The sequence below is a fragment of the Streptomyces sp. NPDC014656 genome, assembly GCF_043084305.1.
GTDB lineage: Bacteria > Actinomycetota > Actinomycetes > Streptomycetales > Streptomycetaceae > Streptomyces.
This window is the reverse complement of the sequence record NZ_JBIBZN010000011.1, coordinates 67266-92550: the sequence shown is the minus strand read 5'-3', so window position 1 is coordinate 92550 and position 25285 is coordinate 67266. Positions and strand designations below refer to the sequence as shown.

Sequence of the window (25285 nt, the reverse complement as noted above, 5' to 3'; positions counted from 1 at the left end):
GGGGATTTCCACGTCCCCGATCGGCGGTGAGAAGGCGGCAGGTCAGTTCCTGGCTGGCGGCCCCCGGGGAGGGGGCCGGTCACAGTGGCGGGACCGCGCCGGGTTCGCACCGGCTTCCTGGGTCCTGCCGCCCTGAAAGGTCGCGGTCAGACTAGCGGTACGGCTACGCGTACGCCTCGACGACCTTGACGTCCTCCTCGGTCACGACGCCCTCGACGATCGTGTAGGAGCGGAACTGGAAGTCGCCGGCGCCGTCGGTGTCGGCGGTGGAGACGAGGACGTAGTGGGCGCCGGGCTCGTTGGCGTAGGTGATGTCGGTGCGGGAGGGGTACGCCTCGGTCGCGGTGTGCGAGTGGTAGATGATCACGGGCTCCTCGTCCCGGTCGTCCATCTCGCGGTAGAGCTTGAGGAGGTCGGCGGAGTCGAACTCGTAGAAGGTGGGCGAGCGCGCCGCGTTGAGCATGGGGATGAACCGCTCGGGGCGGCCCGAGCCGACCGGACCCGCGACCACGCCGCAGGCCTCGTCGGGGTGGTCCGCCCGGGCGTGTTCCACGATCCGGTCGTACAGGTCTCGGGTGAGGGTCAGCATGCCGACAGGATAAGCATCCGGGCCGCCGCGTACCGAGGGGTGGTACGGGGCGGCCCGGATGCTGGGACGGGGTGGGTCAGGAGCGCTTGGCGAAGGCGGCGCCCTCGGGGTCGCGGGCCTTGAGCACCAGGTAGGCGACGGCGAGGAGGAGGCCCCAGACCGGGGCGCCGTAGAGGGCGACGCGGTTGCCCTCGTCGATGCCCATGGTGACGACGACCAGGCCGATGAAGGCGAGGGCGAAGACGCTGGCCCAGATGCCGCCGGGGGCCTTGAAGGAGGACTGGGGCAGCTCGCCCCGGTCGGCCTTGAGGCGGAAGCGGATCTGGCAGATCAGGATCATGATCCAGGCCCACATGCCGGAGATGGTGGCGAAGGAGACGACGTAGTTGAACGCCTCGCCGGGCCACTGGTAGTTGATCCAGACGCCGACCATCATCAGCGCGGCGGAGAAGGTGGTGCCGACCAGCGGGGTGCCGCTCTTCGTCAGCCGGGTGAAGAGCTTCGGGCCCTGGCCGTTGAGCGCGAGGTCGCGCAGCATGCGGCCGGTGGAGTACATGCCCGAGTTGCAGGAGGAGAGGGCGGCCGTCAGGACGACGAAGTTGACGATCGCGGCGCCGGCCTGGAAGCCCATCTCCTCGAAGGCGGCGACGAACGGCGAGACGCCCGGCTTGAAGTGGGTCCACGGGACGACCGACAGGATCATGATGAGCGCGCCGACGTAGAAGACGGCGATGCGCCACGGCACGGTGTTGATGGCCTTGGGCAGGACGGTCTTCGGGTCCTTCGACTCGCCGGCGGTGACGCCGACCAGCTCGACGGCGAGGAAGGCGAACATGACCATCTGGAGGGTCATGAGGGTGGAGACGATGCCGTCCTCGCCGGCGAAGAAGCCGCCGAGGTCCCACAGGTGGGTGATCGAGGCGGTGTCACCGGCGTCGGAGAAGCCGATCGTGAGGATGCCGGCGCAGATCAGGATCATGCCGACGATGGCGGTGACCTTGACCATGGAGAACCAGAACTCCAGCTCGCCGAAGAGCTTCACGGAGATCAGGTTGGCGCCGTACAGGATGACGGTGAAGACGAGGGCGGACAGCCACTGCGGGATGTCCCACCAGTACGTCATGTAGGTGGCCGCGGCGGTGACTTCGGTGATGCCGGTGACGACCCAGAAGAGCCAGTACGTCCAGCCGGTGACGAAGCCCGCGAAGGGGCCGATGAACTCCCGCGCGTACTCCGAGAAGGAGCCGGAGACGGGGCGGTACATGAGGAGTTCGCCGAGCGCCCGCATGATGAAGAAGATGACGAGGCCCGCGAGGGCGTACGCGAGGATCAGGCTGGGGCCCGCCTTGGAGATGCCCTTGCCGGCTCCGAGGAAGAGGCCGGTGCCGATGGCACCGCCGATCGCGATCATCTGGATCTGACGGGCGCCGAGTGCCCGGTGGTACCCCTCGCCCGGGGCGGAGTCCGCGGCCTCATTGCCGTCGTGCTGCTTGTCGACCCGCACTGAGGTCATGGTGGTGCGCCTTTCTCCATGCTGATCCGCGCGACCGCTGCTGCGTCTGCTGCGGATCGGATCCTTATCCCCCCGGATGTGGATGGAGTGCTACCGGCGGTCAGCCGGCCCGAGCGCCCTCGGGAACAGGGGTGGCGTGCCCGAGTGGTCGTGAAGATTTATCACGGGGTGGGGGGTGATCGACGGAGTTGGGTGTGGCGCGCACCACGAAAAGAGGGGTGCAAAAGGAACTCAAGACGACAAAGCGCCCGCCCTGATAACGAGTTCGTTATCCGGATTTGAGCGTCCGCTGAGCGAACGCCCTGCCGCGTCGGGGCTCAGGACATCAGCGTCTCGACCAGTGACTCCTGGAGCGCGCCGAGCCAGAGGTAGGCCATCACCATCGGCTTGCGGGGGTCGCTGTCGGGCAGCCGGTAGAGCCGCTCGCTCTCCTCGTCCTCGGTGATCTCCAGGCGCGTGGCGATGGTCAGCCGCAGGTCGTTGAGGGTGCCGAGCCAGGCCCGGGACTCGTCGGGGGTCAGCTTCAGGAGGGCGGACTCCTCGGGCCCCCCGGAGGTCAGCCCGTCCAGGGCGCGCACCACGGCGAGGGCGTCCTCGCGCTTGCGGGCGCGCAGGTCGTTCTCGGTGTAGCGGCGGAAGTCGGCCGCGGCGGCCCGCAGCTCCTCGGTGTCGTCCCCGTAGGCGTCGGGGAAGAGCCGGCGCAGGGCGGGGTCGGAGGGCGGCTTGCTGGGGCCCTCGGCGAAGAGGGCGGCGAGCGGGTCGGCGTCCGCCCCGGGCTCGTCGCCGGGGCCGATCAGCTCCAGGAGCTGGACGGCGAGGGAGCGCAGGATGGAGACCTCGACCTCGTCGAGCGCGACGGCCGCTCCGCCGCCGGGCACGGCCTCGAAGTGGCCGGCCATCAGCCGCGGTCCTGGGTGAGGGTGGCCCACAGTCCGTAGCCGTGCATCGCCTGCACGTCCCGTTCCATCTCCTCGCGGGTGCCGCTGGAGACCACCGCGCGGCCCTTGTGGTGCACGTCGAGCATCAGTTTGTGCGCCTTGTCCTTGGAGTAGCCGAAATACGCCTGGAAGACGTAGGTGACGTAGCTCATCAGATTCACCGGGTCGTTGTGCACGAGGGTGACCCAGGGGACGTCGGGCTCGACGACCGCGGAGACCTCCTCGGCCGACTCGGTCCGTTCGATCTCGATAGGCGCGATGCTCACTTACCCCATGCTGCCACCCGGGACCCCCTGTCGCACAAACGGGCCGCCCCGCCGGTGCCGCCGCCGGGCCGTCCGCCGACACCGCCCTGGTATTCGTCAGATTGACGAATAGTGCGCTAGCATCGGTGACATGAACGCTGCGGACCTTGGGCTCCCGGTGGACGTGCCGTCGACCGCGCTCTTCACCGACCAGTACGAGCTCACCATGCTCCAGGCGGCCCTCCGGGCCGGCACCGCCGACCGGCGGTCCGTCTTCGAGGTCTTCACCCGGCGGCTGCCCGAGGGCCGGCGCTACGGCGCCCTCGCGGGCGTCGGCCGGGTCCTGGACGCCGTCGAGAACTTCCGTTTCGACCCGGCCGTCCTCGGCTTCCTGCGCGAGCGGGAGATCGTCGACGAGCCGACCCTGGAGTGGCTGGCGCGCTACCGCTTCTCCGGCGACATCTGGGGCTACCCCGAGGGCGAGGTGTACTTCCCCGGCTCCCCCGTGCTGCGCGTCGAGGGCTCCTTCGCCGAGTGCGTGCTGCTGGAGACGGTGATCCTCTCGATCCTCAACCACGACTCGGCCATCGCCGCCGCGGCCTCCCGCATGTCGGCCGCGGCCGGCGGGCGCCGGCTCATCGAGATGGGCGCCCGGCGCACCCACGAGCTGGCCGCCGTGGCCTCCTCCCGCGCCGCCTACGTCGGCGGCTTCGACTCCACCTCCGACCTCGCCGCCGGCTTCCGCTACGGCATCCCCACCGTCGGCACCTCCGCCCACGCCTTCACCCTGCTCCACGACAGCGAGCGGGACGCCTTCCGGGCCCAGGTCGACAGCCTGGGCCGGGGCACCACCCTCCTCGTCGACACCTACGACGTGGCCGAGGCGGTCCGCGCCGCCGTCGAGATCGCCGGGCCCGAGCTCGGCGCCGTCCGCATCGACTCCGGCGACCTGCTGCTCGTCGCCCACCGGGTGCGGGCGCAGCTGGACGAGCTGGGCGCCCGGGACACCCGGATCGTGGTCACCTCGGACCTGGACGAGTACGCCATCGCCTCGCTGGCCGCCGCGCCCGTCGACGCGTACGGGGTGGGCACCCAGCTGGTCACCGGCAGCGGCCACCCGACCTGCTCGATGGTCTACAAGCTGGTCGCCCGCGCCGCCTCGGCCGATCCGAAGGCGCCGCTGGTGCCGGTGGCGAAGAAGTCGCTGGGCGGCAAGGCGTCCGTCGGCGGCCGCAAGTGGGCGGCGCGCCGCAAGGACGCCGACGGGGTCGCCGCCGCCGAGGTGGTCGGCACCGGCCAGGTCCCGGACGCGCTCGCCGCCGACCAGCTCCTGGTCGAGCTGGTCAAGGGCGGCGAGGTGGTGGCCCGGGAGCCGCTGGAGGCGGCCCGCGCCCGGCACATCGCGGCCCGCGCCGGGCTGCCGATGTCGGCCGTCCAGCTGTCGCGCGGCGAGCCGGTGCTGCCGACCGAGTACGTCTAGAGATACGTCCAGACCCCGGCGACGTCCCCTCCCGGAGCGGAGGCGGAGTCTCTAGGCTCGGGGCCACCTCCTTCCGACCGCCCGACCGACCCCCGAGGACACCCGCCATGCACCGCGCACTGATCGTCGTGGACGTACAGAACGACTTCTGCGAGGGCGGCAGCCTCGCGGTGACGGGCGGCGCCGACGTCGCCGCCGCCATCACCGAGCTGGTCGGCGAGGCGGCCGGCGCCGCCTACCGGCACGTCGTCGCCACCCGGGACCACCACATCGACCCGGGGGCCCACTTCGCCCCGGACGGCGAGGCCCCCGACTACGTCGACTCCTGGCCGCGGCACTGCGTGGCCGGCACCGAGGGCGTCGGCTTCCACCCGAACTTCGCCCCGGCCGTCGCCGGCGGCGCGGTCCAGGCCGTCTTCGACAAGGGCGCCTACGCCGCCGCGTACAGCGGCTTCGAGGGGCGGAACGAGAACGGGCAGACGCTGGCGCAGTGGCTGCGCGAGCGGGACGTGACCGAGGTCGACGTGGTCGGCATCGCCACCGACCACTGCGTCCGGGCCACCGCGCTGGACGCGGCCCGCGAGGGCTTCCGCACCCACGTCCTGCTCGACCTCACGGCGGGCGTCGCCCGCGGGACCACCGACCGCGCGCTCGCGGAGCTCCGCGAGGCCGGCGTGGTCCTCACCGGGGAGCCGGTCGTCGGGTAGGCGGGGACCGCCTCAGGCGGCCGGGGCCCTGGGCAGGGTGCGGGCCGGGTGCCACAGCTCCTGGGCCGCGCCCGGCGCGGACCTCCACAGCAGGCCGTCGGGGTGGTGGAGGACGGCCGTGATCTCGTCGGGGGTGGGCGGCTCGGCGTTCCCCCGCAGGTAAACCGACCGCAGGCCCAGGTTTCGCAGCCTGGTCAGGGCGCGGGCGCGGTTCGCGGCATGGACGAGGAAGCGCACGTTCGCGCCGTCCCCGGCCGGGCTGGGCAGTCCTATCGCGACCACCACACTGCCTCCCGGCAACTTGCAGAACCCTCCACCAGGCATGCGGAACCATTCCCCCGTGAGCCGACTGTCAATAAGGAGTCCGTGAGAACTCGGTCAGCTGCACCTAAACACGATCGGCCGCCGCCCGCTAGGGGGCGACGGCCGATCACGCTTTGACCTGCGGTTTTACCGGATGGCTAGTCGATCAACGGGTCGACGGGCCCACCTGGACCGTGATCGTCTGGCCGTTCTTCGGCTCCTTGACGACCTGGATCTTGGTGTTGGTGTCAGTGACCTTGACGCCGGCGCGCGCGGTCTCCTGGAACCAGTAGGTGCCCTTGCGGTCGTCGAAGACCGGGTTGCCCGGCTGCGAGCGGACCCAGGTCGGGGCGTCCTTGAGGTGCAGCTGGAAAGCGTCCGTCCGGTACGTTCCGAAGGTGGAGTCGTACGCCTGGACGCGGTTGCGCATCAGGGTGCCGTCGTTCCACTTCAGCGGGGTCGGGTGGGCGTCGACCGGGAGGATCAGGCCCTGGCCCGGGTGGACGGAGGTGTTGTTGTCCTTCTGGGACAGGTCCCACTTCCAGATGAGCAGACCGTTCTGGTACGGGTAGTGCTCGACCCAGCTCGCCTTGTCGCCGGTGAAGCCGAAGTTGTACGGGCCGACCTTGAGGGTGGCGTCGTACGAGACGTACTGGCGGTTCTCGGCGATGTAGTACTGCTCGTACTCGTTGGTGAAGCCCTTGCCGACCCGCGAGAAGCCCTTGGCGGTCCAGCCGTTGTCACCGTTCTCCGCGCCGTCCGCGAAGACGGGGGCGCCGTCGGCGGTCAGCGTGATCGCGTCGGCGGTGAAGCCCTTGCCGCCCGCGCCGCCGTCCGTCTGGTAGCGGAAGCGGAGGTCGAACTTCTTGCCCGCGTACGCCGAGAGGTCGTAGACGAGCTTCTTGTGGGCGCCGGAGACGTCGGTCAGCGCCGGGGAGCCGGCCGCGTCGCGCGGGAGGGCCACGCCGTCGGCGGTGCCGTCCACGGCGGTCCAGTTGGCGCCGCCGTCCGTCGACACCTCGGTGTAGAGGTAGTCGTACTCGGCCTCGATGTCGTACCAGCCCTGGAGCTCCAGGGAGGCGGACGACTTGCCGGTGAGGTCGACCGGGCGGGTCAGGGTGTTCTTGAGGTCGTCACCCATGTCGCTCCACCACTGGGCGGAACCCTCGGCGGGGGCGACGATCTCGGTGGTGACGGCCTTCTTCGGCAGCTCGACGACGAGCGCCTGCGGGTTCTTGGTGTTGTACTCGGCCACGCCCAGCTTGTGGGTGGACTTCGTACCGCGCTGCTCGTCGCTCACCTTGGTGTAGTTGAGCCAGCCGAGCTGGAGCTTGTCCCAGGCGTTCATGTCGCCGGGCATGTCGCCGATGGAGTCCTTGCCCAGGCCCAGCCAGGAACCGGAGGACATCAGCGACCAGTAGCCGGTCGAGTTCTCGCCGCCCGCGGTGTCGTACAGGTCCGGCAGGCCGAGGTCGTGGCCGTACTCGTGGGCGAAGACGCCGAGGCCGCCGTTCTCGGGCTGCATCGTGTAGTCGCCGACCCAGATGCCGGTGTCGCCGATCGGGGTGCCGCCGGCCTTGTTGCCGGCCGGACCGGTCTTGCCCGCGCTGGTGCCGTAGGCGTACCAGCGGTGCGCCCACAGGGCGTCCGTCTCCTGGGCGCCGCCGCCGGCCGACTCGTCCTCGCCCGCGTGGACGATCTGGAAGTGGTCGATGTAGCCGTCGGACTCGTTGAAGTTGCCGTCGGCGTCGAAGTCGTAGCGGTCCCACTGGTCGTAGGACGCCAGGTCGGCCTTGATCTGGGCGTCGGTCTTGCCCTTGGCCTTCTGGTCGGCGACCCAGGCGTTGACGCCGTCGCGGACGGTGTCCCACACGTTGGCGCAGTTGGTCTGGCCGCAGTAGTTGGAGCCGTAGCGTGCCTCGTTGTACGGGACCTTGACCCAGTCGGAGACCGTGCCGTCGACCGAGTAGCGGCCCGACGAGGTGCGCTCGTAGTAGGTCTTCAGCGACTGCTTCGGCTGACCGGTCTTCGGGTCCTTGCCGGAGCCGAAGTACAGGTCCTGGAAGTGCTTCTGGTCGTAGTCGGCCTGCCACGCGGTCGAGTTGTCCTTCGACCGGTCGGGCTCGGCTATCGCGTTGTGCAGCGGGCCGGGCGTGCCGCCGTACTTCGGCTTCAGCTCGTCCGTCTCGTCGTCCTTGCGGTCGACGAGCGTGGTGGTGTCCACCTGGTCGCCGAACTCGACGAGGATGGTGAAGATCTTGTCGGTCTTCTCCCGGCCGAGCTCGACGTACTTCTTGGCGTCGAGCTTGACGACCTTGGAGCCGCCGCGGTTCTCGACCTTGGCCTCGCCGCTCAGGACCTGCTCCAGGGCGGCCTTGCGCTGCTGCGCCTGCTGCTCGCTGAAGGGGCCTTCGAGGTCGTGGTCGACCGTGGTCTTGTCGGCCTCGCCGCCCGGCGCGGGGTCCTGGCGGACGTCCGCGGCGGAGATCCTGCCGTCCTCGTTCGCCCAGGCGGTGCTGAACGTCGAGGCGGTGGCGGCGGTGGCCGCGAGCGCCACGACGACCGCGGACGCTCGAATGGCCCGTCGTCTGTTGGTCACTTGGTGTCGTTCCTCCCCGGCGCCCACGCCCTCGGACCAGGAGGTGGGGTGTCCGTCCGGGCGGGGTCGCGCGTCACAAGTGACGACATTCGACCGGAGTGGGAGGAGAAAAGACAGATCTTGACTTGCACACACCAAGTGCACTATGCGGGTGTCGAAATCCGGTATGCGGACGGTCCGGTCGGGTAAAGAAAGGGAAAGTCCGGGTGCCGGGCGGGGGTTCGTGCCCGTCCGTGCCACCCGTGCGCCCCCCGTGCCCCGGCACCGTGGGTCAGGTCACGCTTACCCGCCGCTCCTCCCGGGCATCGAGCGTCGTAGAGTCGACCCGAAGTCCGGAGGGGCGGTATCCGTCATGCAGCGTCCGAACGCAGCGCAGTACGCCTACGGTTCGGCCGTCGTGGTCCTCGCGACCGCCGCGCTCCTGCTCCTGACCGGGGCCACCGGGCCGCCCGGCGTCGCCGCGGCCTGTGTCGCCGGACTGCTGCTCGGCGTCCTCGTGGCGGTGACGATGCCCGCAGGGGCGCGTCCCGTCAAGACCTCCGCCGCCCCCGCCGCGCGCTCCGGGAACGACGCGGTCCGGGTGCCGGCCGCGCAGGTGGGCGCGGGAGCCGATACCCGGACCGGTCCGTGAGTCCGTCCGTTCCGCCGCCGGCTACTGCGGCACGGTGACGACCACCGTCTTCGCCGCCTTGTCGTGCAGGCCCTGCTTGTAGGGCTTGTCGACCAGGATGAGGACGAGCAGCAGCAGCGGCCAGAGGCAGGCGCAGCAGATCAGCGCCGGCAGCCAGAGCACGACGGCGCGCAGCAGCGACTGGTTCATCGGCGGCGTGGAGCCGTCGTTGAGCATGGCGACGCGCAGCTTCATCAGCCGCTTGCCGACGGTCTGGCCGTTCTTCGCCGTGAGCACGGTGTCGTACGTGACGAAGGCGACGATCGTGAGCAGCTGGAAGACGATCTGGCCGCCGCCGGTCCAGGTGGTCTGGAAGTCGTCGCCGTCCACCGTCGCCCGCTCGTAGACGTCGAACGGGATGCCGATGACGGCGAGCGGCACCGCGATGATGACGAAGTCGACGAGCCGCGCCAGGATCCGGCGCCCGGAGTCGGCCAGCGGCGGCATCCCGGAGAGCGGGTCGGTGCCGCCGTAGCCGCCGCCGTAGCCGCCGTACGGCGGTGGGGGCGGGTACGGGGAGTCGTACGGGCTCCCCGGCGGCGGGGGCCCGGGCGGCGGCGGTGTGCCCGGGGGCGGGCCCTGCGGGGGCTCCTGGGGCCGCTTGCGGAACGGGTCGTCGTCGGGGGGCGGTCCGGGCGGCGGCTGGTCGGTGCTCATGGGGGCATCGCATCCCGGGCACCGGGGGGCCGCAACGATTGGACGCCCGTTCGGGGGACCTGATCCCCCGGCAGGTCCCGGGCCCGGCGCCCCGGGGCCGGCGCCCCGGGGCCGGATCCTCCGGCCGGGGCCCGGGCTCAGGCCTTCGCGACGAAGGTGCCGGCCGCCTTGTCGTGCCAGCACTGGCGCCACGGGCGGTCGAAGACGCACCAGAGCACGTTGAGGACGCCGATCACCAGCAGGCCCAGGAAGGTGTACAGGAACCAGCGGCGCAGCGCGCGGCCGAAGGTCGGCGGCTCGTGGGCCTCGATGTCCCTGACCTGGACGCCGCACAGCTTCTTGCCGAGCGTGCGGCCCCACTTGGCCGTGGGCAGCGCCTCGTACAGCACGCCGAGGACGAGGAACAGGCCGAGCGCGATGCCGAACTGCACCGAGGTGGTGCCGTCGACGAGCCAGACCTGCACGGTGACGCCGGACCGCTCGGCCGCCTCGATCTTGCCCTCGATGTGTTCCAGGGCGGAGGCCACGAAGGGGAAGGCCGCGCCGGCCGCCATCGCGCCGAGGAGGAGGGTGTCGACCACGCGGGCGAGGAGCCGCCGGCCGAGCCCGGCCGGGGGCGCGGAGGACTGCTCGCGGACGGCGGCGAGGAAGGGGTCCTCGACCGGCGGCTTCCACGGCACGACGGGCTGCTGGGGCTGCTGCTGCGCCTGCGGGGGCTGCGGCTGGGCCTGGTGCTGCTGCGGCTGGGCCCAGGAGGGGGCCACGGGCGCGGGGGCCGGGGCGGGCGCCGGGGCCGGGGCGGGTGCCGGATGGGGGTGGGGCTGGGGCTGGGGCTGTGCGGGCGCGGGGGCCGGGGCGGGGGTCTCGTGGACGGGCGCCGGGGCGGGGGCCGGGGTGACGGGCATGCCGCCGAGGCGGGCGGGGGCGCTCGCGGTCCGGGGGTCGGGGGCGGGGGCCTCGGCCTGCGCGGGGGCGGCCGGCCACTCGACCGGGGACCTCGGGTCGGGGACGGAGGGCGCGGGCGCCGGTTCGGCGGCGGGCGCGGCGGGCTCGGGCGCGGCGGGCGCGGCCCAGGCGGCCGGACGGTCCTGCCCGGCGGCGGGGCCGTGCTGCCGGGAGGCGTCGGCCCCCCAGGCGGTGGCCGGCTCCCGGACGAGGGGTTCCTCGTCGAAGAAGACGGGCCCGGTCTCCTCGACGGCGGCCGGCACGCGGGCGGCGGCCGGGGCGGGTTCGGGGGCCGGTTCGGGTTCGGGGGCGGGCGCCGGCGTCGGGGCCGGTGCCGGGCTCGCGGCGAGGACCGGTCCGGCGGGCCCGGCCGAGGCGGGCGGGACCGGTGCGGCCTCGCCGTCCTTCGGGGCGGGCCGGCTCGTGCCGGGCACCCAGGAGCCGCCGTTCCAGTACCGGATGTATCCGGGGATCGACGGGTCCGGGTAGTACCCCGCCTGGGGTACCTCGCCGCCGCCTCCGGGAGGAGTAGCCACTGCCCCGACTCCGTTCAGTCACAACGTTCCGTCACCACACTAAGGAGGCACAGTAACCAAGAACGCCGCCGAGGGGAGAAAGAGCCCGCGAGAAAGGCCGCCTTCGGGCGACACGGGCCGGAATCCCTCACTCCACGTGAGGTTCGGGCCCGGGAACGGGGGTGGCGGGGACGGTGGCGGGGGTCGCGCCGGGACCCGGCGAAGGCCCGTGGCCGGACCGGAGAGAACTTCCCGGAAAAATTTCCCGAAGTCGCGTAATGAACCCGGCCGGCCGCGCTCTCTCCAGGTGAAGGCCCGTCCGGGGCCCCTACGCGAGAGGCACAGCCATGCCGTACACCGAGCACACCACCGTCGAGCGCGAGCTGGAGCTGAAGCTGGTCCTGTCCCCCGAGCGCTCGGTCCCGGTGCCGGCCCGGCTGGCCTACCGCACCGACGACCCGTACGCCGTGCACATGACCTTCCACATCGGCTCCGAGCACCCGGTGAACTGGACCTTCGCCCGCGAGCTGCTGGTCGAGGGCGTCTTCCGGGCCTGCGGCCACGGCGACGTGCGGATCTGGCCTACCAAGGTCGACGGCCGCGGCGTCATCCTGATGGCCCTCTCCTCCCCCGACGGCGACGCGCTCCTGGAGGCCCCGTCGGCGCAGGTGTCCGCCTGGCTGGAGCGGACCCTGCGCACGGTCCCGCCGGGCACCGAGTCGGAGCGGCTCGGCATCGACGACGGGCTGGCCGAGCTGCTCGCCACCACGGTGGTCGGCGACGACCTGTGGCTGCGCGACCCGTGGGCGGACGAGTCGCAGGACGGCGAGCTGTGAGTCCGTGCCGGCGGGCGGACGGGCGGGCTCAGAAGAGCTTTCCGGGGTTGAGCAGCCCCAGCGGGTCGAAGACGTGCTTGATCTCCCGCTGGAGTTCCAGGCCGACCGGGCCGAGTTCGCGGGCCAGCCACTCCTTCTTGAGGACGCCGACGCCGTGTTCGCCGGTGATGGTGCCGCCGAGGGAGAGGCCGAGCGCCATGATCGCGTCGAAGGACTCGCGGGCGCGCCGCGACTCGTCCTCGTCGGTGTGGTCGAAGCAGACGACGGGGTGGGTGTTGCCGTCGCCCGCGTGGGCGCAGACGCCGATGGTGAGGGCGTACTTCTCGGCGATGGCGGTGGTGCCGGCGAGCATCTCGGCGAGCCGGGTGCGGGGCACGCAGACGTCGTCGATCATCGTGGCGGGCTTGAGGGTCTCCAGGGCGGTGAGGGAGAGCCGGCGGGCCTGGAGGAGGAGTTCGGACTCGGCGGCGTCGGCGGCGGGGACGACCTCGGTGGCGCCGGCGTCCGCGCACAGCGCGCCGACGGCGGCGAGGTCGGCGGCCGGGTCGGGGGTGTCGAAGGCGCAGAGGAGCAGCGCCTCGGTGGTCTCGGGGAGGCCCATCCGCGCCATGCGGTTGACGGCCTGGACGGTGGTGCGGTCCATGAGTTCGAGGAGCGAGGGGGTGTGGCCGCGCTCCATGATCGCGCAGACGGCGGCGCAGGCGGCGTCCGTGGAGGGGAACTCGGCGGCGAGGGCGAGCTGGGCGGGCGGCTGCGGCTTGAGCGCGAGGACGGCCTTCACGACGATGCCGAGGCTGCCCTCGGAGCCGACGAAGAGCCGGGTGAGGTCGTATCCGGCGACGCCCTTGGCGGTGCGGCGGCCGGTGGTGAGCAGGCGTCCGTCGGCGAGGACGACGTCGAGGCCGAGGACGTACTCGGCGGTGACGCCGTACTTGACGCAGCACAGGCCGCCGGAGGCGGTGCCGATGTTGCCGCCGATGGTGCACGACTCCCAACTGGAGGGATCCGGCGGGTAGTACAGGCCGTGCTCGGACACGGCGCGGGACAGGACGGCGTTGACGACGCCCGGTTCGACGACGGCGACGCGGTCGACGGGGTCGATCTCCAGGATCCGGTCCATCTTGACGAGGGAGAGCACGACGCAGCCCTCGGAGGCGTTGGCGCCCCCGGAGAGTCCGGTGCGGGCGCCCTGCGGCACGACCGGGACGCGGTGCGCGGTCGCGGTCCGCATCACGTGCCGGACCTGTTCGACGGTGCGCGGGAGCACGACGGCCGCGGGGGTGCCGGCCGTGCAGAAGCTCGCCATGTCGTGGGCGTAGGAGGCCGTGACGTCCGGGTCGGTGAGAACGGCGTCGGCGGGGAGCCCGGCGCGGAGGGCCGCGTGGAGGGCCGCGTGGCGGGTCTCGTGGGGCGTCTGGAGATCGTCCATGGCTCCAGCCTGGCACCGGCGGCCATCGGTGTGAACCCGCCGGGGCGGGCGGCCGGTGTGCTCTTCCTACGAGCGCGGGCGGGCGCACAGTGAGGCGCATGAGCCCGATGAAGAGCCAGAACGTGTCGCGGGTGGTGCTCGCCTCCGGGGTGGGCGCGGTGCTCGCGGCGACGGCGTTGCTGTACCTGCCGGAGTTCCTCGGCCGGGACGCGCCGCCGCGGCCGCCGGGCCCCGCCGAGCGGGCGGCGAGCGCGGCGCACGCGGGCGCCCCGGCGTCGCTGCCGGACCTGGTGGCGCTGATCGGGGACCGGGAGGGGTGGCTGCGGAAGCACCCGGACGACGCGGCCTCGTGGGCGGCGCTGGGCGCGGCCTATACGGAGCGGGGCACCCGGCTCGGGGACGTACGGGACCTGCCGCGGGCCGAGCGGGCGCTGAACCGGTCGCTGGCGGAGCTGCCGGCGGCCCGGGGGAACGTGGACGCGCAGCTGGGCCTCGGGGTGCTCGCGGGGGCGCGGGGCGACTGGAAGGCCGCGAAGGAGTGGGGCGAGCGGGTGCGGAAGGCCGCGCCCCGGCGGTGGAACGCGTACCCGCTGCTCATCGACGCGTACAACGGCCTCGGGGACCCGGTGGCGGCCCGGAAGGCGATGGAGCGCCTGGAGGAGCTGCACGGCGGGGCGGTGGTGCGGGGCCGGGCGGCGGGGGTCTACCGGGACCGGGGCTGGCGGGAGGACGCCGACGCCACGGCGCTGGACGCGGCGGCGCTGGCGGCCACGGACACGGAGAAGGCGGTGGCCCACACCCGGCTGGGGCAGTTCTCGTGGGAGCGGGGCGAGCCGGCCGAGGCGCTGGAGCGGTACGGGGCGGCGCTGCGGTCCGTGGGGGACCACGGGCCGGCGCTGGCGGGCCGGGCGCGGGCGCTGGCGGCCCTCGGGCGGACCGAGGAGGCGCAGCGGGACTGGAGGGCGGCGCTGGCGCGTCAGCCGCTGCCGGAGTACGTCCTGGAGGCCGGGGAGCTGGCGGAGTCGCTGGGCCTGGACGGGGACGCGTGGGCGGCGTACGAGCGGCTGCGGGGCGGGAGCTGGGTCTCCGGGTCGGCCGAGGTGGTGCTGGGGCTGCTGGACGCGGACCACGGCGATCCGGGGGCCGCGGTGACCCGGCTGCGGGCCGCGTGGGCGCGGGGGCACCGGTCGGCGGCGGTGGCGGACGCGCTGGGCTGGGCGCTGCTGCGGGCGGGCCGGGCGGAGGAGGCGCTGCCGTTCGCGCGCAGGGCCACCGACGAGGGGGTGCGCAGCGCCTCGTTCACGTACCACCTGGCCGAGACCGAACGGGCGCTGGGCAGGACGGGGCCGGCGCGGCGGCACCTGGAGGAGGCGCTGCGGATCCATCCGTCGTTCTCGCCGCTGCACGCGCCGCGGGCCCGGGCGGCGCTCGCGGAGCTGGGCGAGCCGGACCCGGACGTGGTGCCGAAGGACGCGCTGAAGCCCCCGAAGGGGGGCGGGGAGCCGGCCGTGCGTCCGGAGCGGGCCCCGTGATCCCGCCCCGGACGCCGTGCGCGGGTCCTACAGGTTGCCGCGCTTGTCCTGCTCGCGCTCGATGGCCTCGAACAGGGCCTTGAAGTTGCCCTTGCCGAAGCCCATGGAGCCGTGGCGCTCGATCATCTCGAAGAAGACGGTCGGGCGGTCCTGGACCGGCTTGGTGAAGATCTGGAGCAGGTAGCCGTCCTCGTCGCGGTCGGCGAGGATCTTGAGCTCGCGCAGCTCGTCGATCGGCACGCGGGTGTCGCCGACCCACTCGCCGAGGGTGTCGTAGTAGGCGTCCGGGACGGACAGGAACTCGACGCCGGCGGCGCGCATCGCGCGCACGGTGGCGACGATGTCGTTGGTGGCGAGGGCGATGTGCTGGACGCCGGGGCCGTTGTAGAACTCGAGGTACTCGTCGATCTGCGACTTCTTCTTCGCGATCGCCGGCTCGTTGATCGGGAACTTGACCTTCTTGGTGCCGTCGGCGACGACCTTCGACATGAGGGCGGAGTACTCGGTGGCGATGTCGTCGCCCACGAACTCCTTCATGTTGGTGAAGCCCATGACGTCGTTGTAGAACGTCACCCACTCGTTCATCTTCCCGAGCTCGACGTTGCCGACGCAGTGGTCGATCGCCTGGAAGGTCCGCTTGGCCGGCGGCTCGACGATCGGGGCGGCGGCGGTGTAGCCGGGGAGGTACGGGCCGGTGTAGCCGGAGCGCTCGACGAGGGTGTGGCGGGTCTGGCCGTAGGTGGCGATGGCGGCGAGGACGACGGTGCCGTGCTCGTCCTTCAGCTCGTACGGCTCCACCAGGCCGGTGGCGCCCTGCGCGACGGCGTGGGCGTAGGCGGCGCGGGCGTCCGGGACCTCGATGGCCAGGTCGACCACGCCGTCGCCGTGCTCGGCGACGTGCGCGTCGATGAAGCGGCCCCAGTCGGTGCCCGCCTTGATGACGGAGGTGAACACGAAGCGGGCGGCGCCGTTGGTGAGGACGTAACTGGCGGTCTCGCGGCTGCCGTTCTCCGGTCCGGAGTAGGCGACCAGCTTCATGCCGAAGGCGGTGGAGTAGTAGTGCGCGGCCTGCTTGGCGTTGCCCACGGCGAAGACGACCGCGTCCATGCCCTTCACCGGGAAGGGGTCGGCCTCACGCGCGGTGGAAGGGGTGTGATCCAGGGTCTCAGTCATGGCAGCAGCGTCCCGCCGTCCGGCAAGGTGCGCAATAGTTCGCTGGAGGGGTGGGCAATCTGTACAGCCCACCGGGAGTATGTGCGGACGACTTGTACATCGTGACCACTCGGAGGGCGCTGTGGCGATCGATCATTTGGACGGCCGGCTGATCGTGCTCCTGGCACGCGAGCCGCGCATCGGCGTGCTGGAGGCCTCGCGGCGGCTCGGGGTGGCCCGGGGCACCGTCCAGGCGCGGCTCGACCGGCTCCAGGCGAGCGGGGTGATCCGGGGCTTCGGCCCGCAGGTGGACCCGGCGGCACTGGGCTACCCGGTGACGGCCTTCGCGACGCTGGAGATCAAGCAGGGGCAGGGCGCGGACGTCCGGGAGCACCTGGCGACCGTGCCGGAGGTGCTGGAGCTGCACACCACGACGGGCCACGGCGACATGCTGTGCCGGCTGGTCGCCCGGTCGAACGCGGACCTCCAGCGGGTGATCGACAAGGTGGTGGCCTTCGGGGGGATCGTGCGGGCGTCGACGGCGATCGTGATGGAGAACGCGGTGCCGCTGCGGGTCATCCCGCTGGTGGAGCAGGCGGCGGGCGGGGAGCCGGAGTAGCCCCCGGGACCTCCCCGCGACCTCCCCGGGATCTCCCCCGGACATGCAAAGAAGTAGTTGCAAAGAAAGCCTTGCAACTACTTCTTTGCATGTCTACGCTCAGGGCATGCCCGAGCCCGAGAAGGCCGCGAAGGCCCCCCAGGAGCACGAGACCCGCGTGCTCGACCCGCGCTCCCTGCGCGGCCTCGCCCACCCCCTCCGCGTGCAGCTCCTCCGCTCCCTGCGCCACCAGGGGCCCGCCACCGCCTCCCAGCTCGCCGAACGCCTCGGCGAGTCCAGCGGGGCCACCAGCTACCACCTGAGGCAGCTCGCCGCGCACGGCTTCGTCAAGGACGACCCCAGCCTCGGCAAGGGCCGCGAGCGGTGGTGGAAGGCCGCCCAGCAGGGCATCCGCTGGGACGAGTCCCTGGACCGGAACACCGACCCCGACGTGCGGGGCGCCGCCGACCTGCTCCTCCACGAGATGGCGGCCCACCACACCCAGGAACTGTCGACCTGGCTCGCCACCCGCCACGAATGGCCCGACTGGACCGGCGCGTCGGACATGAGCGACTTCACCCTGCGGCTGCCGCCCGCCGCCGCGCGCGAACTCGGCACGCGGCTGCACGCGCTGATCGACGAGTACCGCGACTCCCCCGAGGCCCAGGCCCCGGACGCCGCCCGCCTCCGCCTCCACCTGCACGCCTTCCCGCAGCGCGAGGACTGACCGCGGCGCGGCACCGCCGCCCGGGGCTCCTCCCCCGCCCCGGCCCTCCCGGCACCGGAGTCCGTCCGCCGGCGGGGCCGCGCCTCCGCACGCCTCCGCACCGCCCACCACCACGGAAGGGAACGAGATCATGCACGCCGACATCCACCTCCTGCCGCACCGGACGTCCGCCGCCGAGGCCCGTCGGAGGGCCGCCGCGGCGGGCCGGGCGGGACCGGTCCGGAAGCGGGCCGGCCGGGCGCCCGTCGTCCCGGGCCTGCGGCTGGGCGGACCGACCGACCTCACGGTCACCCTCGCCGCATGAGCGCCCCGGGGGGAAAGCAGCCGAACGGGGCCGACAGAAAGCCCCTCCTCACCGTCCTGACCGCCAACGCCATCTCCATCGCGGGCAATTCGCTCACCCTCATCGGCGTGCCGTGGTTCGCCCTGGAGACCACCGGATCCCCCGGCAAGGCCGGCTTCGTCGCCTTCTGCGCCGCGCTGCCGGTCGTGCTCTCCGCGATCGCCGGCGGGCCGGTCGTCGACCGGATCGGGCGGCGCCGGGTCGGCATCGTCTCCGACGTCGTGTGCGGGCTCGCGCTCGCCGCTATCCCGGCGCTGCACCACGCCGGGGTCCTCTCCTACTGGATGCTGTGCGCCCTGATGGGCCTCAACGGCCTCTTCCACGCGCCCGGCGAGACCGCCCGGCACGTCCTGGTGCCGGACCTCGCCGCCCGGGCCGGGACGCCGCTGGCGAGGGCGGCGAGCCTGTACGACGCCGTGTCGCGCGGGGCCAGGATGGGCGGCGCCGCGCTCGCCGGCGTCCTGGTGGCGGTCGTCGGCGCCGACACCGTGCTCCTCTTCGACGCGGCGACCTTCGGCGTCTCCGCCGCGCTCACCGCCGCCGGGCTGCGCGGGCTCGCCGCCGCCGCGCCGCGCCGCGACGGACCGCCGCTCTCCCCCGAGCGCTACCGCGCCGACCTCCGCGAGGGGTACGCGTACCTCTTCGGCGACCGGCTGATGCTCGGCATCATGCTGCTGGTCATGGTCACCAACGGGCTGGCCCTCAGCTGGAGTTCGGTGCTGCTGCCGCTGCACGCCCGGGAGCACCTGGGCGGTCCGGCCGCGCAGGGCCTGCTGGTCGCCGTCTTCGCGGGCTGCGCGCTCGCCGGGGCACTGCTCTACGGGGCGGTGGGGCACCGCTTCCCGCGCCGGTGGATCTTCACGGTCGGCTTCGTCCTCACCGGCGCCCCGCTGTTCGTGGTGGCGGCGCTGACCGAGACGGTGGCGCCGCTCCTCGTGGTGGCGGTGACGGCCGGGCTCGGGGCCGGGGTGCTCAACCCGATCCTGACGACCGTGATGTACGAGCGGGTGCCGGAGGAGCTGCGCAGCCGGGTGGCGGGCGCCAGCACGGCCGGGGTCCTGATGGCGACCCCGCTGGGAGGTCTGGTGACGGGCCTGGTGGTCGAGCGGGCGGGGCTGACGGCCGCGCTGCTCGGCGTCGCCGCGCTCTACTTCCTGGTGACGCTCGCCCCGGCGGTCTTCCCCGCCTGGCGCGGCCTGGACGCGAGGCCGGCCGCGGGGCCCCAGGTCAGCAGGACGGGACCTTCGACTCCTGCCCCTGCCCCAGGTCCCGCAGGGACGCCACCGCGTCGCTGAGGGTGGAGACGGGCACCAGCCGCATCCCGTCCGGGAGTTCGGCCTCCGCGTCCGCGCACTCGTCCTTGGGCACGAGGAAGACGGTGGCGCCGTCGCGGGAGGCCGCCTGGGTCTTGAGGGAGACGCCGCCGACCGCCCCGACCTTGCCGTCCGGCGCGATCGTGCCCGTACCGGCGACGACCTCGCCGCCGGTGAGGTCGCCGCCGTCGCCGTCGCCGTCGAGCTTGTCGACGACCCCGAGGGCGAAGAGCAGCCCGGCGCTGGGGCCTCCGACGTCGGCCAGGTGCAGGCCGACCTCCACCTGCTCCGGGTCCAGCTTCAGGTAGTTCAGGGCGGCGACGGCGGCGGCGTCCTGGGACTCCTTCATCTGCCCGAGGTTGCGCTTCTCGATCTCGGCGTCGGACTTCCCCGGCGGATAGACGCTGTCGTGCGGCAGCACCGCCCGGTCGGTGCGGAACCAGGCGTCGGCCACGTCCCCGAGGTCCACGTCCGTGCCGGGGCCGGTGGCGAGGATGGTCGTCATCCGCAGCTGCCCGGTGGTGGGGCGGACCGGGGCGCCGGTGATCGTGATGACCTCCCGGCCCTTGTCCTTCCCCAGGACGTCGGCGGTGGTGCCGGGCTGGGCGATGGCGAACGGCAGCGGCGCGAGACCCGCCACGGCGACCAGCGCGACGACGGGCACGGCGCACGCCGCGATCACACGGGACCGGGGCATACGGGAGAGACGCGAGAGCACGGACCCAATCTACTGGGCCGGGGTCCGCGGCGGGCACGGGCCGGGGCGCGCCCGGGGACGGCCCGCCGTGCGCGGGCGGGCCTTGCGGGGGGGCCGTGCGGAGGGGGCGGGCGCGGGCGGGCCTTGCGGGGGGGGGCGGGCCTTGCGCGGGCCGTGCGCGGGGCGGGCGGCGAGGACCCGGCGGCCCCGGCGCCGCCGGCGCAGCGCGGCCCTCCCGGAACGCCGTGGGGGCACCCACCGGACGGCGGGTGCCCCCACGGGCGTACGGCGGGCGTACGGCGGGCGTACGGCGGGCGTACGCCCGGGCGCCGGCGCGGTGCGTACGGCAGGGCGCTAGCGCAGCGCGTCCGCCACCTCGCGGGCCGCGTCCACCACGCGGGGGCCGACCCGCTCCGGGACCGCGTCCGCCAGCATGACCACGCCGACGCTGCCCTCGACGCCGGTCACTCCGACCAGCGGCGCCGCGGCCCCGCTCGCCCCGGCCTCCAGCTCGCCGTGCGTGAGGGTGAAGCCCGGTTCGATGAGGGTGCCCTGGCGGGCGGCGAGGATCGCCCGGCCCGCCGCGCCCCGGTCCAGCGGGTGGCGGAAGCCGGCCCGGTAGGCCACGTGGTAGTCCGTCCAGGTGGGCTCGACGACGGCGACGGCGAGCGCCTCCGCCCCGTCGACGAGCGTCAGGTGCGCGGTCGCGCCGATGTCCTCGGCGAGCGAGCGCAGGGCGGGCAGGGCCGCCTCCCGCACCAGGGGATGGACCTGCCGGCCGAGGCGCAGCACGCCGAGGCCGACGCGGGCCCGGCCGCCGAGGTCACGGCGGACGAGGGCGTGCTGCTCCAGGGTGGCGAGCAGCCGGTAGACCACGGTCCGGTTGACCCCGAGTTTGTTGGACAACTCGGTGACGGTCAGGCCGTGGTCGGTGTCGGCGAGCAGTTTGAGGACTCTGAGTCCCCTGTCGAGCGTCTGGGAGGTCTCCGCGGTCACGACGCCCTCTCCTTCGAAAGAGAAAGTGGCGGCGGCTCCCACGGGGTTCGCGGCGCCGGTCCCGTCGGCGACGCACGTCAGAGGCCGCCGGCAGGAAGGGGAAACACCGGCTGCGCTCCGCGGCGGCGCTGCCACGGGGCGGTTGCTTTGTGCCGGGACAGTAGCGACCCGCTCCGCTCAGCGGAAGACCTCGTCCAGAATCCGGGCGCGGGCGACCGGATGCGGACGGTTCAGGACCTTCGTCGGCCCTCCTCGGGACTTTGGCTGACAAGAACCGCTATGTCGTGCCCGTAGCGTGGAGGGTGCCGGTCGGCCGTCCGTGGGGGCCGGCCCCGGTGCCGCACCGCTTCGCGCGGAACGGCGGAGAGGCCCGTACGACCGCCGTCGTACGGGCCTCTCCCCTCGTCCAGGGCCGGGAGGTCACCGCATCCGGGTGGCCCACTCCTGCACCTTCTTGATCCGCTCGCGGATCTGTCCCGCGGTGGCCTCCGCGCTCGGCGGGCCGCCGCAGACCCGCCGCAGCTCGGTGTGGATCACGCCGTGCGGCTTGCCGCTCTGGTGGACGTAGGCGCCGACCATCGTGTTGAGCTGCTTGCGCAGTTCGAGGAGCTCCTTGTGGGAAACGACGGGGCGCCGCTCCGCCGGAAGCTCCAGCAGGTCCGCCTCGGTGTCCGGCTTCTTGCGGCTGTGCGCGATCTGCCGGGCCTGCCGCTTCTGGAGGAGGAGCTGCACCTGGTCGGGTTCGAGGAGGCCGGGGATGCCGAGGTAGTCCTGCTCCTCCTCGCTGCCGGGGTGGGCCTGCATGCCGAACTCGGCGGCGTTGTAGAGGACGCGGTCGAAGACGGCGTCGGACTCCAGCGCCTCGAAGGGCAGCATGTCCTGCTCGCCGGTGTCCTCGTCCTGGAGCTTCTCCGCCTCCGCGAGCTCCTTCTCGGACTCGGCGTACGGGTCCTCCTCGCCCCCCTTCTTCGGCTTGTCGAGCACGTGGTCGCGCTCGACCTCCATCTCGCTGGCGAAGCCGAGGAGGCTGGGGATGGTGGGAAGGAACACCGAGGCGGTCTCGCCGCGCCTGCGCGATCGCACGAAGCGGCCGACGGCCTGCGCGAAGAACAGCGGCGTCGAGATCGTCGTCGCGTACACGCCCACGGCGAGGCGGGGCACGTCGACGCCCTCGGACACCATGCGGACCGCGACCATCCAGCGGTCCGTGGACTCGCTGAACTCGTCGATGCGGGCCGAGGCGGCGGCCTCGTCGGAGAGGACGACGGTGGCCCTGGTGCCGGTGATCTCGCGGATCAGCTTGGCGTAGGAACGGGCCGAGTCCTGGTCGGAGGCGATCACCAGGCCGCCCGCGTCCGGGATGGACTTCCGCACCTCGGTGAGGCGCTGGTCGGCGGCGCGCAGCACGTTCGGCATCCAGTCGCCGCGCGGGTCGAGCGCGGTGCGCCAGGCCTGCGAGACGGCGTCCTTGGTCATCGGCTCGCCGAGCCGGGCGGCGATCTCGTCGCCGGCCTTGGTGCGCCAGCGCATGTTGCCGCTGTAGGAGAGGAAGATGACCGGCCGGACGACGCCGTCGCCGAGCGCGTTCCCGTATCCGTAGGTGTAGTCGGCGGAGGACCGCCGGATGCCGTCGTTGCCCTCCTCGTAGGTCACGAAGGGGATCGGATTGGTGTCGGAACGGAAGGGCGTGCCGGTGAGGGCGAGCCGGCGCGCGGCCGGGTCGAATGCCTCCAGGCACGCCTCGCCCCAGGACTTCGAGTCACCGGCGTGGTGGATCTCGTCCAGGATGACGAGGGTCTTGCGCTGCTCGCAGCGGTTGCGGTGGAGCATGGGTCGTACGCCGACGCCGGCGTAGGTGATGGCGACGCCGTCGTACTCCTTGCTGAGCGGCCCGGCGCTGTACTCCGGGTCCAGCTTGATCCCTATCCGCGCCGCGGCGGCCGCCCACTGCTTCTTGAGGTGCTCGGTGGGGGCGACGACCGTGATCTGCTGCACGACGTGGTGATGCAGCAGCCAGGACGCGAGGGTCAGCGCGAAGGTGGTCTTGCCGGCGCCGGGCGTGGCGACCGCGAGGAAGTCACGGGGCTGTTCCTGGATGTACTTCTCCATCGCGCCCTGCTGCCAGGCTCGCAGCTTGTTGGCGGTGCCCCAGGGAGCACGGCCGGGGAAGGCGGGAGAGAGGTGATGAGAGGAAGTGGCGGTGGTAGTCACGATCTCCGGTTCGACGCTCGTCCAGGTATGACAACCGGGCCACCTTACCGGCGGGGCGGACGGAACCTCGATCGAAACGGTGCGGCGGCGGGGCCTTTGCGACCCACCTCACGCCGGTGTCACGCGCCGCGGTCGTCCGTGTCGATCAGTGCGCGCAGGCCCTCCGCGATCGCCTCGACGGCGTCGGTCTCCCCCGTCGCCACGGCGATGACCAGGCGTTCCGCCGCGTCGATGTCCGGCCGGAGCTGGACGCCGTTGACGGCGAGGAAGGTGACGCAGGACAGCCAGGCGGTCCGCTTGTTCCCGTCGACGAAGGGGTGGTTCACGGCGAGCGACTGGAGCAGGGCGGCGGCTTTGGCGAGGAGGTCGGGATAGGCCTCCTCGCCGAACACCGCGGCCGAGGGGCGGTGGACGGCGGAGTCCAGCAGCCCCGCGTCCCGGATGACGACCTTCTGGTCGTCGACCGCGTGTTCGGCGACGACCAGGACGTCCTCGGTGGACAGGTAGACACAGCTCACTTCAGCCGCTCCATCAGCTCGTGCCACTTGGCGGCCTGCTCCATGGCCGTCCTGCGCACGATCGCCTCCTGCGCGGTGCGCGCCAGGTAGTCGTCCACCGCCCTGAGGAGGAGCGCGTGCATGCTGGTGCCCTCCTGCTCGGCGCGCAGCTTGAGTGCTTCCGTCTGGTCGTCGCGGAGACGCAGGTTCATGGCCATACCAGAACGGTACCAACCATGGGGCCAGAGTGGTACTACTCGCCGTCCCGCCCGCCCCGCAGCCGCGTCGCCACCCACGCCCCGCCCGCCGCGACGACCGCCATCGGCAGGAAGACGGCCGCGAAGGCACCCGGGTGCGAAGCGTCACCGGCGGTGGCGACCGCGTGTCCGGCCGCGCCCCCGCCGAGCGCCGCGAAGGCCGCGCCGCCCGCCGCGAGCAGCAGCACGTTCGCCAGCCCGTCGGAGATCTGCAGCGCCGCCGAGTTCGCGCCCGCCTCCTCCGGCGGGGACAGCTTCATCAGCAGCACGCTCGTCGAGGCGATCACCACGCCCATGCCCAGGCAGCCGAAGCCCCAGGCCACCGCCACCACCCACACCGGCACGGCCGGCAGCAGCACGCTCGGGGCGGCGGCGATCGCGAGGGCGACCAGCAGCATCCCGAGCACCACCAGCCGCTCCCGGTACGGCTCCGTCCACGGCCGCGACTGGATCCAGGAGCCGAGCGCCCAGGTCAGTCCGCCGAGGGCCAGCGACAGACCGGCCAGCGTGGGGCTCAGCCCCCGCTGGGTGACCAGCATCAGCGGCACGAACGACTCCGCCGCGATGAAGGACCCCGCCGCCACGCCCCGCAGCAGGATCACGGCCGGCAGCCCGCGCGCCGCCCGGACCGTGCCGCGCGGCAGCAGCCCGCGCACGGCCGGCACCAGCAGCGCCGCGCCCACGGCGGCGGGCAGCAGCGACAGCCAGCGCAGCTCCTGCCCCGCGTACTGGAGGAGCCCGGCGCCCGCCGAGATCGACAGCGCCAGCAGGATCCGCCGCCGGTCCCAGGGCGCGACGGGCGCCGAAGGGTCGGCGGGCCCGGAGGCGGTCCGCCGGATCGCCGGCAGCGCGAGCGCCAGCGGCAGCACGACGAGCACCGGGATCCCGACGAAGACCCACCGCCAACCCAGGTGCTCGGTGATCGTCCCGGAGGCCAGCGGCCCGACCACCGACGGCACGACCCAGCTCGCCGCGAAGGCCGCCATGATCGCGGGCCTCAGGTGCTCCTCGTACGCCCGGCTGACGACCACGTACAGCGCGACGATCACCAGCCCGCCGCCGAGCCCCTGCACGGCCCGCCCGAGGATGAACACCCACATCGCGCCCGCCGTCCCCGACAGCAGCAGCCCCGCCGCGAAGGCGCTGATCCCCGCCGTCAGCGACACCAGCGGCCCGCTCCGGTCCGACCACTGCCCCGCGACGACCATCCCGAAGAGACTGGTCGTGAAGTAAGCGGAGAACGCGAAGGCGTAGACGGACACCCCGTCCAGCTCCCGCGCGGCCACCGGCATCGCCGTCCCGACGGCGGTCGCCTCGAAGGCGATCAGCAGGACGACGGAGACGATGCCGACGCTGAGCGCCCGGTGGGCGGCGTCGAGGACGGAGCCCCGGGGTGCGTCGACGGCGGCTACGGGTCCGGCGTCGGTGCCGGCCTCACGGGGTTCAAGGGCGCTCATGGGCCCAGGGTAAGGGTCGTCCCAGGATGTGACCCCTGTCGCGGGTCGTATCCGCCGCTCCCTCCTTGGTCCTACGCCC

At 73.0% G+C, this 25285-nt stretch carries 25 protein-coding genes and 1 riboswitch; of the genes, 9 read left to right on the top strand and 16 right to left on the bottom strand.

Translation table 11 applies throughout. The features are described from left to right. Positions 1–22 precede the first annotated feature (22 nt). Positions 23–171: riboswitch (cobalamin riboswitch) on the bottom strand. The 4 genes from ACF1ED_RS24035 to clpS all read right to left on the bottom strand — a co-directional run bounded on the left by ACF1ED_RS24035 (position 164) and on the right by clpS (position 3306). Continuing rightward, positions 164–589, bottom strand: a complete 426-nt coding sequence (locus ACF1ED_RS24035; protein ID WP_391763671.1) for a Mov34/MPN/PAD-1 family protein — start codon at positions 587–589, stop codon at positions 164–166. It overlaps the preceding riboswitch by 8 nt. Before the next feature lie 76 nt (positions 590–665). After that, positions 666–2102, bottom strand: a complete 1437-nt coding sequence (locus tag ACF1ED_RS24030) for an amino acid permease (protein WP_391763669.1) — start codon at positions 2100–2102, stop codon at positions 666–668. Between the two features lie 317 nt (positions 2103–2419). Continuing rightward, positions 2420–3001, bottom strand: coding sequence for a DUF2017 domain-containing protein (locus tag ACF1ED_RS24025; protein WP_391763667.1), 582 nt, complete (start codon positions 2999–3001; stop codon positions 2420–2422). Next, a complete protein-coding gene (clpS, locus tag ACF1ED_RS24020; protein ID WP_391763665.1) occupies positions 3001–3306 on the bottom strand; it encodes an ATP-dependent Clp protease adapter ClpS in 306 nt (101 codons plus the stop codon). The genes ACF1ED_RS24025 and clpS overlap by 1 nt, the downstream gene beginning before the upstream one ends. Before the next feature lie 130 nt (positions 3307–3436). On the opposite strand from clpS, the gene ACF1ED_RS24015 reads away from it, so the two are divergent. Continuing rightward, positions 3437–4765, top strand: a complete 1329-nt coding sequence (locus ACF1ED_RS24015; protein ID WP_391763663.1) for a nicotinate phosphoribosyltransferase — start codon at positions 3437–3439, stop codon at positions 4763–4765. 107 nt (positions 4766–4872) lie between these two features. Next, complete coding sequence (locus ACF1ED_RS24010; protein ID WP_391763661.1) at positions 4873–5472, top strand: isochorismatase family protein; 600 nt, start codon at positions 4873–4875, stop codon at positions 5470–5472. Between the two features lie 12 nt (positions 5473–5484). On the opposite strand, the gene ACF1ED_RS24005 is transcribed toward ACF1ED_RS24010, so the two are convergent. Both ACF1ED_RS24005 and ACF1ED_RS24000 read right to left on the bottom strand, forming a co-directional pair. Continuing rightward, entirely contained in the window at positions 5485–5796 is a 312-nt protein-coding gene (locus tag ACF1ED_RS24005) for a hypothetical protein (RefSeq protein ID WP_391763659.1), read from the bottom strand. A gap of 145 nt (positions 5797–5941) precedes the next feature. Next, positions 5942–8374: an immune inhibitor A domain-containing protein gene (locus tag ACF1ED_RS24000; RefSeq protein ID WP_391763658.1), complete on the bottom strand. Its 2433-nt coding sequence runs from the start codon at positions 8372–8374 to the stop codon at positions 5942–5944. 352 nt (positions 8375–8726) lie between these two features. On the opposite strand from ACF1ED_RS24000, the gene ACF1ED_RS23995 reads away from it, so the two are divergent. Then, positions 8727–9005: a hypothetical protein gene (locus tag ACF1ED_RS23995; RefSeq protein ID WP_391763656.1), complete on the top strand. Its 279-nt coding sequence runs from the start codon at positions 8727–8729 to the stop codon at positions 9003–9005. 21 nt (positions 9006–9026) lie between these two features. Here ACF1ED_RS23995 and ACF1ED_RS23990 read toward each other — a convergent pair whose 3' ends face one another. Together ACF1ED_RS23990 and ACF1ED_RS23985 are read right to left on the bottom strand one after the other, a co-directional pair. Further along, the gene (locus tag ACF1ED_RS23990) at positions 9027–9701 is read right to left on the bottom strand and encodes an RDD family protein (protein WP_391763654.1); all 675 of its coding nucleotides are present in this window, start codon (positions 9699–9701) and stop codon (positions 9027–9029) included. A 137-nt stretch (positions 9702–9838) separates the two neighbouring features. Then, positions 9839–11182, bottom strand: coding sequence for an RDD family protein (locus tag ACF1ED_RS23985; protein ID WP_391763652.1), 1344 nt, complete (start codon positions 11180–11182; stop codon positions 9839–9841). A 326-nt stretch (positions 11183–11508) separates the two neighbouring features. Between ACF1ED_RS23985 and ACF1ED_RS23980 the strand changes: the two genes are divergently transcribed. Beyond that, the gene (locus ACF1ED_RS23980; RefSeq protein ID WP_391763650.1) at positions 11509–11997 is read left to right on the top strand and encodes an SsgA family sporulation/cell division regulator; all 489 of its coding nucleotides are present in this window, start codon (positions 11509–11511) and stop codon (positions 11995–11997) included. A 28-nt stretch (positions 11998–12025) separates the two neighbouring features. Here the strand turns inward: ACF1ED_RS23980 and ACF1ED_RS23975 are convergent, their stop codons facing one another. After that, the gene (locus ACF1ED_RS23975) at positions 12026–13426 is read right to left on the bottom strand and encodes an FAD-binding oxidoreductase (RefSeq protein ID WP_391763648.1); all 1401 of its coding nucleotides are present in this window, start codon (positions 13424–13426) and stop codon (positions 12026–12028) included. 98 nt (positions 13427–13524) lie between these two features. On the opposite strand from ACF1ED_RS23975, the gene ACF1ED_RS23970 reads away from it, so the two are divergent. After that, positions 13525–14958 (top strand): tetratricopeptide repeat protein, encoded by a 1434-nt coding sequence (locus tag ACF1ED_RS23970; RefSeq protein WP_391763646.1) that lies wholly within the window; start codon positions 13525–13527, stop codon positions 14956–14958. Positions 14959–14985: 27 nt separating this feature from the next. Here ACF1ED_RS23970 and hppD read toward each other — a convergent pair whose 3' ends face one another. After that, positions 14986–16131 (bottom strand): 4-hydroxyphenylpyruvate dioxygenase, encoded by a 1146-nt coding sequence (hppD, locus tag ACF1ED_RS23965; protein ID WP_391763644.1) that lies wholly within the window; start codon positions 16129–16131, stop codon positions 14986–14988. Between the two features lie 121 nt (positions 16132–16252). Between hppD and ACF1ED_RS23960 the strand changes: the two genes are divergently transcribed. From ACF1ED_RS23960 to ACF1ED_RS23945, 4 genes are all read left to right on the top strand, one after another. After that, complete coding sequence (locus ACF1ED_RS23960) at positions 16253–16729, top strand: Lrp/AsnC family transcriptional regulator (RefSeq protein ID WP_391763642.1); 477 nt, start codon at positions 16253–16255, stop codon at positions 16727–16729. A 106-nt stretch (positions 16730–16835) separates the two neighbouring features. Beyond that, positions 16836–17435, top strand: a complete 600-nt coding sequence (locus ACF1ED_RS23955) for an ArsR/SmtB family transcription factor (RefSeq protein WP_391763640.1) — start codon at positions 16836–16838, stop codon at positions 17433–17435. Positions 17436–17565: 130 nt separating this feature from the next. After that, positions 17566–17739: a hypothetical protein gene (locus ACF1ED_RS23950; RefSeq protein WP_391763638.1), complete on the top strand. Its 174-nt coding sequence runs from the start codon at positions 17566–17568 to the stop codon at positions 17737–17739. Continuing rightward, positions 17736–19073, top strand: coding sequence for an MFS transporter (locus ACF1ED_RS23945; RefSeq protein WP_391763636.1), 1338 nt, complete (start codon positions 17736–17738; stop codon positions 19071–19073). The genes ACF1ED_RS23950 and ACF1ED_RS23945 overlap by 4 nt, the downstream gene beginning before the upstream one ends. On the opposite strand, the gene ACF1ED_RS23940 is transcribed toward ACF1ED_RS23945, so the two are convergent. The 6 genes from ACF1ED_RS23940 to ACF1ED_RS23915 all read right to left on the bottom strand — a co-directional run bounded on the left by ACF1ED_RS23940 (position 19006) and on the right by ACF1ED_RS23915 (position 25206). Beyond that, positions 19006–19788 (bottom strand): S16 family serine protease, encoded by a 783-nt coding sequence (locus ACF1ED_RS23940; RefSeq protein ID WP_391763634.1) that lies wholly within the window; start codon positions 19786–19788, stop codon positions 19006–19008. The genes ACF1ED_RS23945 and ACF1ED_RS23940 overlap by 68 nt on opposite strands. Before the next feature lie 354 nt (positions 19789–20142). Beyond that, positions 20143–20784, bottom strand: a complete 642-nt coding sequence (locus ACF1ED_RS23935) for an IclR family transcriptional regulator (protein WP_030753286.1) — start codon at positions 20782–20784, stop codon at positions 20143–20145. 420 nt (positions 20785–21204) lie between these two features. Further along, a complete protein-coding gene (locus ACF1ED_RS23930; protein ID WP_391764042.1) occupies positions 21205–22998 on the bottom strand; it encodes a DEAD/DEAH box helicase in 1794 nt (597 codons plus the stop codon). Positions 22999–23114: 116 nt separating this feature from the next. Continuing rightward, a complete protein-coding gene (locus ACF1ED_RS23925) occupies positions 23115–23513 on the bottom strand; it encodes a type II toxin-antitoxin system death-on-curing family toxin (protein WP_391763632.1) in 399 nt (132 codons plus the stop codon). After that, entirely contained in the window at positions 23510–23710 is a 201-nt protein-coding gene (locus ACF1ED_RS23920; protein ID WP_391763630.1) for a CopG family transcriptional regulator, read from the bottom strand. Before ACF1ED_RS23920 ends, ACF1ED_RS23925 begins: the two co-directional genes overlap by 4 nt. Before the next feature lie 35 nt (positions 23711–23745). Then, entirely contained in the window at positions 23746–25206 is a 1461-nt protein-coding gene (locus ACF1ED_RS23915) for an MFS transporter (RefSeq protein WP_391763628.1), read from the bottom strand. Positions 25207–25285 lie beyond the last annotated feature (79 nt).

Bases quoted from the DNA above. Each gene is read 5' to 3' on its own strand.
- ACF1ED_RS23950 (WP_391763638.1), top strand. From the start codon at position 17,566: ATGCACGCCGACATCCACCTCCTGCCGCACCGGACGTCCGCCGCCGAG.
- ACF1ED_RS23940 (WP_391763634.1), bottom strand. From the start codon at position 19,788: ATGCCCCGGTCCCGTGTGATCGCGGCGTGCGCCGTGCCCGTCGTCGCG.
- ACF1ED_RS23955 (WP_391763640.1), top strand. From the start codon at position 16,836: ATGCCCGAGCCCGAGAAGGCCGCGAAGGCCCCCCAGGAGCACGAGACC.
- ACF1ED_RS24035 (WP_391763671.1), bottom strand. From the start codon at position 589: ATGCTGACCCTCACCCGAGACCTGTACGACCGGATCGTGGAACACGCC.
- ACF1ED_RS23945 (WP_391763636.1), top strand. From the start codon at position 17,736: ATGAGCGCCCCGGGGGGAAAGCAGCCGAACGGGGCCGACAGAAAGCCC.
- ACF1ED_RS23915 (WP_391763628.1), bottom strand. From the start codon at position 25,206: ATGAGCGCCCTTGAACCCCGTGAGGCCGGCACCGACGCCGGACCCGTA.
- ACF1ED_RS24005 (WP_391763659.1), bottom strand. From the start codon at position 5,796: ATGCCTGGTGGAGGGTTCTGCAAGTTGCCGGGAGGCAGTGTGGTGGTC.
- ACF1ED_RS23970 (WP_391763646.1), top strand. From the start codon at position 13,525: ATGAGCCCGATGAAGAGCCAGAACGTGTCGCGGGTGGTGCTCGCCTCC.
- ACF1ED_RS24015 (WP_391763663.1), top strand. From the start codon at position 3,437: ATGAACGCTGCGGACCTTGGGCTCCCGGTGGACGTGCCGTCGACCGCG.
- ACF1ED_RS23980 (WP_391763650.1), top strand. From the start codon at position 11,509: ATGCCGTACACCGAGCACACCACCGTCGAGCGCGAGCTGGAGCTGAAG.
- ACF1ED_RS23975 (WP_391763648.1), bottom strand. From the start codon at position 13,426: ATGGACGATCTCCAGACGCCCCACGAGACCCGCCACGCGGCCCTCCAC.
- ACF1ED_RS23920 (WP_391763630.1), bottom strand. From the start codon at position 23,710: ATGGCCATGAACCTGCGTCTCCGCGACGACCAGACGGAAGCACTCAAG.
- hppD (WP_391763644.1), bottom strand. From the start codon at position 16,131: ATGACTGAGACCCTGGATCACACCCCTTCCACCGCGCGTGAGGCCGAC.
- ACF1ED_RS23990 (WP_391763654.1), bottom strand. From the start codon at position 9,701: ATGAGCACCGACCAGCCGCCGCCCGGACCGCCCCCCGACGACGACCCG.
- ACF1ED_RS23995 (WP_391763656.1), top strand. From the start codon at position 8,727: ATGCAGCGTCCGAACGCAGCGCAGTACGCCTACGGTTCGGCCGTCGTG.
- ACF1ED_RS24030 (WP_391763669.1), bottom strand. From the start codon at position 2,102: ATGACCTCAGTGCGGGTCGACAAGCAGCACGACGGCAATGAGGCCGCG.
- ACF1ED_RS24010 (WP_391763661.1), top strand. From the start codon at position 4,873: ATGCACCGCGCACTGATCGTCGTGGACGTACAGAACGACTTCTGCGAG.
- ACF1ED_RS24025 (WP_391763667.1), bottom strand. From the start codon at position 3,001: ATGGCCGGCCACTTCGAGGCCGTGCCCGGCGGCGGAGCGGCCGTCGCG.